Below are 12,438 nucleotides of genomic sequence, written 5' to 3'. Positions count from 1 at the left end.
GAACGATGTGTTCCGGCCACCCCGGCGGCACGTTTCTGCTCAAGTGCCGACTGGGATCAGCCCTCGTCGTGGGAGACCGCGCGGCGCGCATCCGCGTCCAGGACGCCCCAGCTGATGAGCTGCTCGGTGAGGACCGAGGGCGACTGGTCGTAGATGACGGCGAGCGTGCGCAGGTCGTCCTGGCGGATCGACAGCACCTTGCCGTTGTAGTCACCGCGCTGCGACTGGATCGTCGCCGCGTAGCGCTGCAGGGGGCCCGCCTTCTCGGCCGGCACGTGGGCCAGGCGCTCAAGGTCCAGGACCAGCTTCGGCGGCGGCTCGGCGGCCCCGCCCGGAGTGGTGCCCGGCAGCAGCTCCTGCACCGGAACCCCGTAGAAGTCCGCGAGCTCGGCAAGACGCTGCACGGTGACGGCGCGGTCTCCGCGCTCGTACGAACCGACCACGACCGCCTTCCAGCGTCCCTGGGACTTCTCCTCGACGCCGTGGAGGGAAAGGCCCTGCTGGGTGCGGATGGCCCGGAGCTTGGCCCCGAGCTGTTTGGCGTATTCGCTGGACATATAGCTCCCCGGACGCTGTATCAACGTGCGGCTCGGCCGCGCGGCTTGTGACTCTGGTGACTCACTGTGAGGTTACGCAGCGTTACTCTCCCCCGTCAAGCCGAATGGTCCGGACCGACCCTTCCGTGGGTGTCACCGGCCATGGCTTGAAGGGGGGTGATCAGGCGCGTTGCCGGGCTGGTAGCGTGGATGGCGCAATTCCGACGTCCTTTAATGATCCGTCCCGTGAGGCGGAGAAGGAGGTCCGTTTCCTATGGACACCGAGCATGACAAGCAGCAGTACGAGGCCGATGCGCGGCCCGTTCTCGAAGGCCCCGACATCGCGCGGGTGCTGACCCGCATCGCCCACGAGATCGTCGAGCGCGCCAAGGGCGCCGACGACGTGGTGCTTCTCGGCATCCCGACCCGGGGCGTCTTCCTCGCCCGGCGGCTCGCCGTGAAGCTGGCGGAGATCACCGGCCGCAAGATCCCGGTCGGCTCCCTCGACATCACCATGTACCGCGACGACCTGCGCATGCATCCACCGCGCGCGCTGGCCCGCACCGAGATCCCCGCCGACGGCATCGACGGCCGCCTGGTCGTCCTCGTCGACGACGTGCTCTTCTCCGGCCGCACGATCCGCGCGGCGCTCGACGCCCTGAACGACATCGGCCGCCCGCGCGCCGTACAGCTCGCGGTTCTCGTCGACCGCGGTCACCGTGAACTGCCCATCCGCGCCGACTACGTCGGCAAGAACCTCCCCACGTCGTTGCGGGAGACGGTCAAGGTCCAGCTCGCCGAGGAGGACGGTCGCGACACCGTGCTGCTCGGTGCGAAGCGGACCTCCACGGGCGGCGAGCAGTAGCCACGCGCAGGCGTACGTCCCTTTCGTACGCCCTCGCACAGCCGCGCGCCCGAAATCTCCCGCGAACTGAACTTCCTTACGGAGCCTGAAAGATGCAGCGTCATCTCATCTCGGCCGCCGACCTCACCCGCGACGACGCCGTCCTGATCCTCGACACCGCCGAGGAGATGGCCCGGGTCGCCGACCGGCCGATCAAGAAGTTGCCGACCCTGCGCGGCCGCACCGTCGTCAACCTCTTCTTCGAGGACTCGACCCGTACCCGGATCTCCTTCGAAGCCGCCGAGAAGCGTCTCTCCGCGGACGTCATCAACTTCACGGCCAAGGGGTCGAGCGTCTCCAAGGGCGAGTCCCTCAAGGACACCGCCCAGACACTCGAAGCCATGGGCGTCGACGCCGTCGTCATCCGGCACGGCGCCTCCGGAGCCCCCTACCGGCTCGCGACGTCCGGCTGGATCGACGCAGTCGTCATCAACGCCGGTGACGGCACCCACCAGCACCCCACCCAGGCCCTGCTCGACGCCTTCACCATGCGCCGCCGACTCGTCGGCCGGGACGCAGGGATAGGGCAGGACCTGGCCGGCAAGCGGATCACGCTCGTCGGCGACATCCTGCACAGCCGCGTCGCCCGCTCCAACGTCGACCTGCTGCACACCCTCGGCGCCGAGGTCACCCTCGTCGCCCCGCCCACGCTGGTGCCGGTCGGCGTCGAGGCATGGCCCTGCGAGGTCTCGTACGACCTGGACAGCACGCTCTCCAAGTCCGATGCCGTGATGCTGCTGCGTGTGCAGCGCGAGCGGATGAACGCGGCGTTCTTCCCGACCGAGCGCGAGTACTCGCGGCGCTACGGCCTGGACGGCGACCGCATGGCGCGGATGCCGGAGCACGCCATCGTGATGCACCCCGGCCCCATGGTCCGCGGCATGGAGATCACCGCCGAGGTCGCCGACTCGGACCGCTGCACCGTCGTCGAGCAGGTCACCAACGGCGTCTCGATCCGAATGGCCGTCCTGTACCTGCTCCTTGGCGGCAACGAGCCCGCCGTCACCCACACCCGTACCGAGGAGAAGTAAGCACATGAGCAAGATCCTTATCCGCGGTGCGCGGGTGCTCGGCGGCGAGCCGCAGGACGTACTCGTCGACGGCCCGGTCATCGAGGCGGTCGGCACCGGGCTCTTTGACGAGGGCGCGGAGGTGTTCGAGGCCGAGGGCAAGGTGCTGCTGCCGGGGCTCGTCGATCTGCACACCCATCTGCGTGAGCCGGGCCGCGAGGACTCCGAGACCGTGCTGACCGGCACGCGGGCGGCGGCGAGCGGTGGCTACACCGCCGTGTTCGCCATGGCCAACACCTTCCCGGTAGCCGACACCGCCGGTGTCGTCGAGCAGGTCTACCGGCTCGGCCAGGAGCACGGCTACTGCGACGTACAGCCCATCGGCGCCGTCACCGTCGGCCTGGAGGGCAAGAAGCTCGCCGAACTGGGCGCCATGCACGAGTCCGCCGCCGGGGTCACGGTCTTCTCGGACGACGGCAAGTGCGTGGACGACGCGGTGATCATGCGCCGGGCGCTGGAGTACGTGAAGGCGTTCGGCGGGGTCGTCGCGCAGCACGCGCAGGAGCCGCGGCTGACCGAGGGCGCCCAGATGAACGAGGGCGTCGTCTCCGCCGAACTCGGGCTCGGCGGCTGGCCGGCGGTGGCCGAGGAGTCGATCATCGCCCGGGACGTCCTGCTCGCCGAGCACGTCGGCTCCCGCGTCCACATCTGCCACCTGTCGACCGCCGGATCCGTCGAGATCGTCCGCTGGGCCAAGTCCCGCGGCATCGACGTCACCGCCGAGGTCACCCCGCACCACCTGCTCCTCACCGACGAACTGGCACGCACGTACAACCCGGTCTACAAGGTCAACCCCCCGCTGCGCACCGAGCGTGACGTGCTGGCCCTGCGTCAGGCGCTCGCCGACGGCACGATCGACATCGTCGCCACCGACCACGCCCCGCACCCGCACGAGGACAAGGACTGCGAGTGGGCCGCGGCCGCCATGGGCATGGTGGGGCTCGAAACCGCGCTGTCCGTCGTCCAGCAGACGATGGTCGAGACCGGACTGCTCGACTGGGCCGGTGTCGCGGACCGGATGTCCGCCAAGCCCGCCGAGATCGGCCGGGCCACCGGTCACGGCCGTCCCGTCTCGGCAGGTGAGCCCGCCAACCTCACGCTGGTCGACACGGAATACCGTGGGACCGTGGACCCCGCGGGCTTCGCCTCGCGCAGCCGCAACACCCCGTACGAGGGCCGTGAGCTGCCGGGCCGTGTCACGCACACCTGGCTCCGGGGCAAGGCCACCCTCGTGGACGGGAAGCTCGCGTGACACCTCAGCTGATGATCGCCGCCGAACAGAAGTCGGCGGAAGTGACCGACTGGGCCGCCCGCGTCGGCTGGCTCGTCGGTCTCGCCCTCTTCGTCGCGCTCCTCTACTGGCTGATGCGCGAGGGCTGGAAGTGGCGCGGCACCCTCCAGGGCGACCTGCCCGAGCTGCCCACCGCGCCGTCGGACCTCGGTCCGGTGAGACTTGAACTGACCGGTCGCTACCACGGCTCCACCACCGCCGGGCAGTGGCTGGACCGCATCGTCGCGCACGGCCTGGGCACCCGCAGCAGGGTCGAGCTCACGCTGACGGACGCGGGCCTTGACGTCGTACGCCCGGGAGCGGCCGACTTCTTCGTCCCGGCCGCGCAGCTCCGCGAGGCCAGGCTCGACAAGGGCATCGCGGGCAAGGTCCTCACCGAGGGCGGCCTGCTCGTCGTCACCTGGGCGCACGGCGACCGGCTGATCGACTCGGGGTTCCGCTCCGACCGCGCGGCCGAGCACAACGAATGGGTCGACCCCCTGAACGACATGATCGACAAGAGCCACAAGGGCGACATGAGCAACGACACGGAAGGCGCACGATGACGACCTCCACCAAGGGAACCGTGAAGATTCCCGCCGTACTCGTCCTGGAGGACGGCCGGGTCTTCCGCGGCCGTGCCTACGGGGCCGTGGGGGAGACCTTCGGCGAAGCGGTGTTCTCCACCGGCATGACCGGCTACCAGGAGACCCTCACCGACCCGTCGTACCACCGCCAGGTCGTCGTGATGACCTCCCCGCACGTCGGCAACACCGGCGTGAACGACGAGGACCCCGAGTCGAAGCGGATCTGGGTCGCCGGTTATGTCGTACGGGATCCCGCGCGCGTGTCCTCCAACTGGCGCTCCCGGCGCTCGCTGGACGAGGAACTGCGCGACCAGGGTGTCGTCGGCATCAGCGGCATCGACACCCGTGCCCTGACCCGCCACCTGCGTGAGCGCGGCGCCATGCGCGTCGGCATCTTCTCCGGCAACGCGCTGCCTGACGAGGGCACCATGCTCGCCGAGGTCCGGCAGGCGCCCGAGATGAAGGGCGCGAACCTTGCCGCCGAGGTCGCGACCAAGGAAACGTACGTAGTCCCCGCGATCGGCGACAAGAAGTTCACCGTCGCCGCCGTCGACCTGGGCATCAAGGGCATGACCCCGCGCCGGATGGCCGAGCGCGGCATCGAGGTGCATGTGCTGCCCGCGACGGCCACGGCCGAGGACGTGTTCGCGGTGAACCCCGACGGGGTGTTCTTCTCGAACGGTCCCGGCGACCCGGCGACCGCCGACGGCCCGGTCGCCGTCATGCAGGAAGTGCTGGCGCGCAGGACGCCGCTCTTCGGCATCTGCTTCGGCAACCAGATCCTGGGCCGCGCGCTCGGCTTCGGCACGTACAAGCTGAAGTACGGCCACCGCGGCATCAACCAGCCGGTGCAGGACCGTACGACCGGCAAGGTCGAGGTCACCGCGCACAACCACGGCTTCGCCGTCGACGCGCCGCTCGACAAGGTGTCCGACACCCCCTACGGCCGCGCCGAGGTCTCCCACGTCTGCCTGAACGACCAGGTCGTCGAGGGGCTTCAGCTGCTCGACCAGCCGGCCTTCAGCGTCCAGTACCACCCCGAGGCGGCGGCGGGCCCGCATGACGCGGCCTACCTGTTCGACCGCTTCGTAGAGCTCATGGAGGGCCAGCGTGCCTAAGCGCACCGATATCCAGTCCGTCCTGGTCATCGGCTCCGGCCCGATCGTCATCGGCCAGGCCGCCGAGTTCGACTACTCCGGCACCCAGGCGTGCCGCGTCCTGCGCGCCGAGGGGCTCAGGGTCATCCTCGTCAACTCCAACCCGGCGACGATCATGACCGACCCGGAGATCGCCGACGCCACCTACGTCGAGCCGATCACCCCGGAGTTCGTCGAGAAGATCATCGCCAAGGAGCGGCCTGACGCCCTGCTGCCCACCCTGGGCGGCCAGACGGCCCTGAACACCGCCATCTCCATGCACGAGCAGGGTGTCCTGGAGAAGTACGGCGTCGAGCTGATCGGCGCCAACGTCGAGGCGATCAACAAGGGCGAGGACCGCGAGCTCTTCAAGGGCGTCGTCGAGGCCGTCCGCGCCAAGATCGGGCACGGCGAGTCCGCCCTGTCCGTGATCTGCCACTCCATGGACGACATCCTCAAGGGCGTGGAGACGCTGGGCGGTTACCCCGTCGTCGTGCGGCCCTCCTTCACCATGGGCGGCGCAGGCTCCGGCTTCGCGCACGACGAGGAGGAGCTGCGCCGGATCGCGGGTCAGGGCCTCACGCTCTCGCCGACCACCGAGGTGCTCCTGGAGGAGTCCATCCTCGGCTGGAAGGAGTACGAGCTGGAGCTGATGCGCGACAGACACGACAACGTCGTGGTCGTCTGCTCCATCGAGAACTTCGACCCGATGGGCGTGCACACCGGCGACTCGATCACCGTCGCGCCCTCGATGACGCTGACCGACCGCGAATACCAGCGGCTGCGCGACATCGGCATCGCGATCATCCGCGAGGTCGGCGTCGACACCGGCGGCTGCAACATCCAGTTCGCGGTCAACCCGGACGACGGCCGGATCATCGTCATCGAGATGAACCCGCGTGTCTCGCGTTCCTCGGCCCTCGCCTCCAAGGCGACCGGCTTCCCGATCGCCAAGATCGCGGCCAAGCTCGCCGTCGGCTACACGCTCGACGAGATCCCGAACGACATCACGGAGAAGACCCCGGCGTCCTTCGAGCCGACCCTCGACTACGTCGTCGTCAAGGCCCCGCGCTTCGCCTTCGAGAAGTTCCCGAGCGCCGACTCCACCCTCACCACGACCATGAAGTCGGTCGGCGAGGCCATGGCGATCGGCCGCAACTTCACCGAGGCACTGCAGAAGGCGCTGCGCTCGCTGGAGAAGAAGGGCTCGCAGTTCACGTTCGTGGGCGAGCCCGGTGACAAGGCGCTCCTGCTGGAAGAGGCGGCCCGGCCGACCGACGGGCGTATCAACTCCGTCATGCAGGCCATCCGCGCGGGCGCCACTCCCGAGGAGGTCTTCGAGTCGACGAAGATCGACCCGTGGTTCGTGGACCAGCTGTTCCTGATCAAGGAGACCGCGGACGAGCTGGCGGCCGCCGACAAGCTGGATCCCCAGCTGCTGGCGGAGGCCAAGCGGCACGGTTTCTCCGACGTCCAGATCGGTGAGATCCGCGGGCTGCGCGAGGACGTCGTCCGCGAGGTGCGGCACGCGCTCGGCATCCGCCCGGTCTACAAGACGGTCGACACCTGCGCCGCCGAGTTCGCGGCCAACACGCCGTACTTCTACTCCTCCTACGACGAGGAGACCGAGGTCGCGCCGCGCGTGAAGCCCGCGGTCATCATCCTGGGCTCAGGACCCAACCGCATCGGCCAGGGCATCGAGTTCGACTACTCCTGCGTCCACGCCTCCTTCGCGCTGAGCGACGCGGGCTACGAGACCGTGATGGTCAACTGCAACCCGGAGACGGTGTCGACCGACTACGACACCTCCGACCGCCTGTACTTCGAGCCGCTGACGCTCGAGGACGTGCTGGAGATCGTGCACGCGGAGACGCTGGCCGGTCCGGTCGCGGGTGTGATCGTGCAGCTCGGCGGTCAGACCCCGCTGGGGCTGGCACAGGCCCTCAAAGACAACGGCGTCCCGATCGTGGGCACTTCGCCCGAGGCCATCCACGCCGCCGAGGACCGCGGCGCCTTCGGGCGGGTCCTGGAGGAGGCCGGTCTGCCGGCTCCCAAGCACGGCACCGCCACCACCTTCGCCGGGGCCAAGGCCATCGCCGACGAGATCGGCTACCCGGTCCTCGTACGGCCGTCGTACGTCCTCGGCGGACGCGGCATGGAGATCGTGTACGACGAGACGCGACTGTCCTCCTACATCGCCGAGTCGACCGAGATCAGCCCCTCCCGTCCGGTGCTGGTCGACCGGTTCCTCGACGACGCGATCGAGATCGACGTCGACGCCCTGTACGACGGCGAGGAGCTGTACCTCGGCGGCGTCATGGAGCACATCGAGGAGGCCGGTATCCACTCCGGCGACTCGGCGTGCGCGCTGCCGCCGATCACCCTCGGCGGGTTCGACATCAAGCGGCTGCGGGCTTCGACCGAGGCCATCGCCAAGGGTGTTGGCGTACGCGGACTCATCAACATCCAGTTCGCGCTGGCCGGGGACATCTTGTACGTCCTCGAAGCCAACCCGCGTGCCTCGCGCACCGTCCCCTTCACCTCGAAGGCGACCGCGGTACCGCTGGCGAAGGCCGCCGCTCGCATCTCGCTCGGCGCGACCGTCGCCGAACTGCGGGCCGAGGGGCTGCTGCCCGCCAACGGTGACGGCGGCACGCTTCCGCTCGACGCGCCGATCTCCGTCAAGGAGGCCGTCATGCCGTGGTCGCGCTTCCGCGACATCCACGGGCGCGGTGTCGACACGGTGCTCGGCCCGGAGATGCGCTCTACCGGTGAAGTCATGGGCATCGACTCGGTGTTCGGTACGGCGTACGCCAAGTCCCAGGCGGGCGCGTACGGTCCGCTGCCGACCAGGGGCCGTGCCTTCATCTCCGTCGCCAACCGCGACAAGCGCTCGATGATCTTCCCGGCGCGTGAACTGGTCGCCCACGGCTTCGAGTTGCTCGCCACGTCCGGTACGGCCGAGGTGCTCAGGCGCAACGGTCTCAACGCCACGGTCGTGCGCAAGCAGAGCGAGGGCGCGGGTCCGAACGGCGAGAAGACCATCGTCCAGCTCATCCACGACGGCCAGGTCGACCTCATCGTCAACACGCCGTACGGCACCGGCGGCCGACTCGACGGCTACGAGATCCGTACGGCGGCCGTGGCGCGGTCCGTCCCGTGCCTGACGACGGTTCAGGCGCTCGCCGCAGCCGTCCAGGGCATCGACGCGCTCAACCGCGGTGACGTGGGCGTGCGTTCACTGCAGGAACACGCCGAGCATCTGACCGCGGGCCGCGACTAGCAGCCCTGAGGGGGACACCGGAAACGGTGTCCCCCTTTTCATGAGGCCCTTCATGAGGACATGATCATGTACAGGATTTTCTTCCGGCTCGTCTTCCAACGGATGGACCCCGAGCAGGCCCACCACCTCGCCTTCCGGTGGATCCGCCTGGCCGCCCGCATCCCCGTGCTCCGCACCTTCGTCGCGGCTGCTCTCGCTCCCCGCCACGACGAACTGCGCACCGAGGCGTTCGGCCTGCGGATGCACGGCCCGTTCGGGCTCGCCGCCGGCTTCGACAAGAACGCCGTCGCCATCGACGGGATGTCGATGCTCGGCTTCGACCACATCGAGATCGGCACCGTCACCGGGGAGCCGCAGCCCGGCAACCCCAAGAAGCGGCTGTTCCGCCTTGTGCCGGACCGGGCGCTGATCAACCGCATGGGGTTCAACAACGAGGGCTCCGCGGCCGTCTCCGAGCGCCTGGCGGCCCGTACGCCCGTCTTCAGGACCGTCGTGGGCGTCAACATCGGCAAGACCAAGGCAGTCCCCGAGGCGGAGGCCGTCGGTGACTACGTGAAGTCGACCGAGCGGCTGGCCCGCCACGCCGACTACCTCGTGGTCAACGTGAGCTCGCCGAACACCCCCGGTCTGCGCAACCTCCAGGCCACCGAGGCGCTGCGACCACTGCTGAGCGCCGTCCGTGCGGCCGCCGACCGCGCGGTCACCGACCGGCGGGTGCCGCTCCTCGTCAAGATCGCGCCCGACCTCGCCGACGACGACATCGACGCGGTCGCCGACCTCGCCGTCGAACTCGGCCTGGACGGAATCATCGCCACGAACACCACCATCGCGCGCGAGGGACTCGGTCTGAAGTCCCAACCCTCCCTGGTCAAGGAGACCGGCGGACTCTCGGGAGCGCCGCTGAAGGCGAGCTCCCTGGAGGTGCTGCGCCGCCTCTACGCGCGCGTGGGCGACCGCATCACCCTGGTGGGCGTCGGCGGCATCGAGAACGCCGAGGACGCCTGGCAGCGCATCCTGGCCGGCGCCACGCTGGTCCAGGGCTACAGCGCCTTCATCTACGAGGGCCCCTTCTGGGGGCGCACCATCCACAAGGGGCTCGCCGCGCGCCTCCGTACGAGCCCGTACGCCACTCTCGCCGACGCCGTCGGCGCCGACGTGAGGAAGTCCGCATGAGCCTGGAACCCTTCGGTGCACGTCTTCGCCGTGCCATGGACGACCGTGGTCCGCTGTGCGTCGGCATCGACCCGCACGCCTCGCTGCTCGCCGACTGGGGCCTCAGCGACGACATCGCGGGCCTGGAACGCTTCAGCCGCACCGTCGTGGAGGCGCTGGCCGACCGGGTCGCCGTCCTGAAGCCGCAGAGCGCGTTCTTCGAGCGCTTCGGGTCGCGCGGCATCGCCGTCCTGGAGAGGTCGGTCGAGGAGGCGCGGGCGGCCGGTGCGCTGGTCGTGATGGATGCCAAGCGCGGCGACATCGGCTCGACCATGGCCGCGTACGCGGAGACCTTCCTGAGCAAGGACGCGCCCCTGTTCTCGGACGCGCTGACCGTGTCGCCGTATCTGGGCTACGGCTCGCTGAAGCCCGCCGTCGAACTGGCCCGCGAGAGCGGCGCCGGTCTCTTCGTCCTCGCGCTCACCTCCAACCCGGAAGGCGGCGAGGTGCAGCACGCGGTCCGCGCGGACGGCCGGAACGTCGGAGCGACCATGCTGGCCCACCTCGCCGCCGAGAACGCGGGAGAGACGCCTCTGGGCTCCTACGGTGCGGTGGTGGGCGCCACGCTGGGCGACCTCTCCTCGTACGACCTGGACATCAACGGGCCGATCCTCGCGCCCGGAATCGGCGCTCAGGGGGCCACCGCGGCCGATCTCGCGGGTGCCTTCGGCGCGGCGGTGCGCAATGTCGTCCCGAATGTCAGCCGGGGTGTTCTGCGTCACGGTCCCGACGTCGTCGCGCTGCGGGAGGTCGCGGAGGGCTTCGCGGAGGAGATCAGGGTCGCTGTGGGGGCCGCCTGAGCCGTCCGAAGTCCTCGCGGCGGTCCTTGGGAGTGCGTTTAGGTGCCTCGGAGGCACTCCGACGAGGGTCTTCGGAGGGTGCCGAGCCTGAATACATCCTCAAATCCGGGGCGATATGTCGGAAATGTTCGACTCCGGAGAGGCTGACCAGGACTTTTCCGCTGTTCTCGCTGACTCTGGCGCACTTGCCCGCTAGTCTCCGACGCAGAGGGAGCGGGCAAGCGTGTTGCTCGTAGCTCCCCAGGTGTGGGGCGACTAGGTTCCTCACCGGTCCGTATCCGACAGTTCGACATCCGAGGTGACGTAGGCGTGGCTCTTCCGCCCCTTACCCCTGAACAGCGCTCAGCCGCGCTCGAAAAGGCCGCCGCGGCTCGCCGGGAGCGGGCCGAGGTCAAGAATCGACTCAAGCACTCCGGCGCCTCCCTTCACGAGGTCATCAAGCAGGGCCAGGAGAATGACGTCATCGGCAAGATGAAGGTCTCCGCTCTCCTGGAGTCCCTGCCGGGCGTGGGCAAGGTCCGCGCCAAGCAGATCATGGAGCGACTGGGGATCTCCGAGAGCCGTCGTGTACGCGGCCTCGGTTCGAACCAGATCGCCTCCTTGGAGCGTGAGTTCGGCGGCGCGGGCGCCTGAGTTCTGGGCACCCCGTGATTGCTGGAATAATCGCTGCATGAGTGAACGTCCGCGGCTGACCGTGCTCTCCGGCCCCTCAGGGGTCGGTAAGAGCACGGTCGTCGCTCATATGCGCAAGGAACACCCCGAGGTCTGGCTCTCGGTGTCGGCGACGACCCGTAAGCCGCGCCCCGGTGAGAAGCATGGAGTCCACTACTTCTTCGTCAGTGACGAGGAGATGGACAAGCTGATCGCCAACGGCGAGCTGCTGGAGTGGGCCGACTTCGCAGGCAACCGTTACGGGACGCCGCGTGCGGCTGTTCTGGAGCACCTGGAAACGGGTGTGCCGGTCCTCCTGGAGATCGACCTCCAGGGCGCCCGACAGGTCCGCGAGTCCATGCCGGAGGCCCTGCTCGTGTTCCTGGCCCCTCCCTCCTGGGAGGAACTGGTGCGCAGACTCACCGGCCGGGGCACCGAACCGCCGGAGGTGATCGCGCGCCGTCTGGAGGCCGCCAAGATCGAACTGGCGGCCGAGACCGAGTTCGATGTCACCCTTGTCAACACCTCCGTCGAGGATGTAGCGCGTGAGCTGCTAGCCTTGGTCGAAGTTGTTTGATCTTTCAGGTCTTTTTCCCTTTTCGGAAGGCAGAGCGTGTCCTCTTCCATCACCGCTCCCGAGGGCATCATCAACCCTCCGATCGACGAGCTCCTCGAGGCCACCGACTCGAAGTACAGCCTGGTGATCTACGCGGCCAAGCGCGCCCGTCAGATCAACGCGTACTACTCGCAGCTCGGTGAGGGTCTCCTTGAGTACGTCGGTCCCCTGGTGGACACCCACGTCCACGAGAAGCCGCTTTCTATCGCCCTGCGCGAGATCAACGCGGGCCTGCTGACGTCCGAGGCCGTTGAGGGCCCCGCTCAGTAGCCGTTGTTTTCATCGGTTTCATCGTTCTCATCGTTCTTCGTCATCCCAGGCCTGGCAGCGCGACTGTCGGGCCTGTGGTGTGTCATGGAGTCGTTCGGCTCGG

Annotated in this window: 12 protein-coding genes; 11 read left to right on the top strand and 1 reads right to left on the bottom strand. The window is 68.8% G+C overall.

Annotation, left to right across the window (positions count from 1 at the left end; translation table 11 throughout):
- Nucleotides 1-56: 56 nt before the first annotated feature.
- Nucleotides 57-557, bottom strand: coding sequence for a transcriptional regulator BldD (gene bldD / locus ACFWP7_RS33925; RefSeq protein ID WP_067366005.1), 501 nt, complete (start codon nt 555-557; stop codon nt 57-59).
- 253 nt (nt 558-810) lie between these two features.
- On the opposite strand from bldD, the gene pyrR reads away from it, so the two are divergent.
- The 11 genes from pyrR to rpoZ all read left to right on the top strand — a co-directional run bounded on the left by pyrR (nt 811) and on the right by rpoZ (nt 12,335).
- The gene (gene pyrR, locus ACFWP7_RS33920; RefSeq protein ID WP_384389522.1) at nt 811-1,401 is read left to right on the top strand and encodes a bifunctional pyr operon transcriptional regulator/uracil phosphoribosyltransferase PyrR; all 591 of its coding nucleotides are present in this window, start codon (nt 811-813) and stop codon (nt 1,399-1,401) included.
- 92 nt (nt 1,402-1,493) lie between these two features.
- Nucleotides 1,494-2,471: an aspartate carbamoyltransferase catalytic subunit gene (locus ACFWP7_RS33915; protein WP_384389519.1), complete on the top strand. Its 978-nt coding sequence runs from the start codon at nt 1,494-1,496 to the stop codon at nt 2,469-2,471.
- Between the two features lie 4 nt (nt 2,472-2,475).
- A complete protein-coding gene (locus tag ACFWP7_RS33910; RefSeq protein WP_384389516.1) occupies nt 2,476-3,762 on the top strand; it encodes a dihydroorotase in 1,287 nt (428 codons plus the stop codon).
- The gene (locus tag ACFWP7_RS33905) at nt 3,759-4,346 is read left to right on the top strand and encodes a hypothetical protein (RefSeq protein ID WP_384389513.1); all 588 of its coding nucleotides are present in this window, start codon (nt 3,759-3,761) and stop codon (nt 4,344-4,346) included. The genes ACFWP7_RS33910 and ACFWP7_RS33905 overlap by 4 nt, the downstream gene beginning before the upstream one ends.
- Nucleotides 4,343-5,485, top strand: coding sequence for a glutamine-hydrolyzing carbamoyl-phosphate synthase small subunit (gene carA, locus ACFWP7_RS33900; RefSeq protein WP_384389510.1), 1,143 nt, complete (start codon nt 4,343-4,345; stop codon nt 5,483-5,485). Before ACFWP7_RS33905 ends, carA begins: the two co-directional genes overlap by 4 nt.
- Nucleotides 5,478-8,786, top strand: a complete 3,309-nt coding sequence (carB, locus tag ACFWP7_RS33895) for a carbamoyl-phosphate synthase large subunit (protein ID WP_384389508.1) — start codon at nt 5,478-5,480, stop codon at nt 8,784-8,786. Before carA ends, carB begins: the two co-directional genes overlap by 8 nt.
- A gap of 66 nt (nt 8,787-8,852) precedes the next feature.
- Nucleotides 8,853-9,959, top strand: a complete 1,107-nt coding sequence (locus ACFWP7_RS33890; RefSeq protein WP_384389505.1) for a quinone-dependent dihydroorotate dehydrogenase — start codon at nt 8,853-8,855, stop codon at nt 9,957-9,959.
- Complete coding sequence (gene pyrF, locus ACFWP7_RS33885) at nt 9,956-10,798, top strand: orotidine-5'-phosphate decarboxylase (RefSeq protein ID WP_384389502.1); 843 nt, start codon at nt 9,956-9,958, stop codon at nt 10,796-10,798. The genes ACFWP7_RS33890 and pyrF overlap by 4 nt, the downstream gene beginning before the upstream one ends.
- 309 nt (nt 10,799-11,107) lie before the next feature.
- Nucleotides 11,108-11,431: an integration host factor gene (locus ACFWP7_RS33880; protein WP_384389499.1), complete on the top strand. Its 324-nt coding sequence runs from the start codon at nt 11,108-11,110 to the stop codon at nt 11,429-11,431.
- A gap of 37 nt (nt 11,432-11,468) precedes the next feature.
- Nucleotides 11,469-12,026 carry a guanylate kinase gene (gmk, locus tag ACFWP7_RS33875; RefSeq protein WP_384389496.1) on the top strand — a complete coding sequence of 186 codons (558 nt, stop codon included), beginning with the start codon at nt 11,469-11,471 and terminating at the stop codon, nt 12,024-12,026.
- Nucleotides 12,027-12,062: 36 nt separating this feature from the next.
- A complete protein-coding gene (gene rpoZ / locus ACFWP7_RS33870; RefSeq protein WP_003982715.1) occupies nt 12,063-12,335 on the top strand; it encodes a DNA-directed RNA polymerase subunit omega in 273 nt (90 codons plus the stop codon).
- Nucleotides 12,336-12,438: the final 103 nt, after the last annotated feature.

The organism is Streptomyces sp. NPDC058470, from assembly GCF_042721055.1.
Classification (GTDB): domain Bacteria; phylum Actinomycetota; class Actinomycetes; order Streptomycetales; family Streptomycetaceae; genus Streptomyces.
This window is presented reverse-complemented; position numbering and strand designations above follow the sequence as displayed.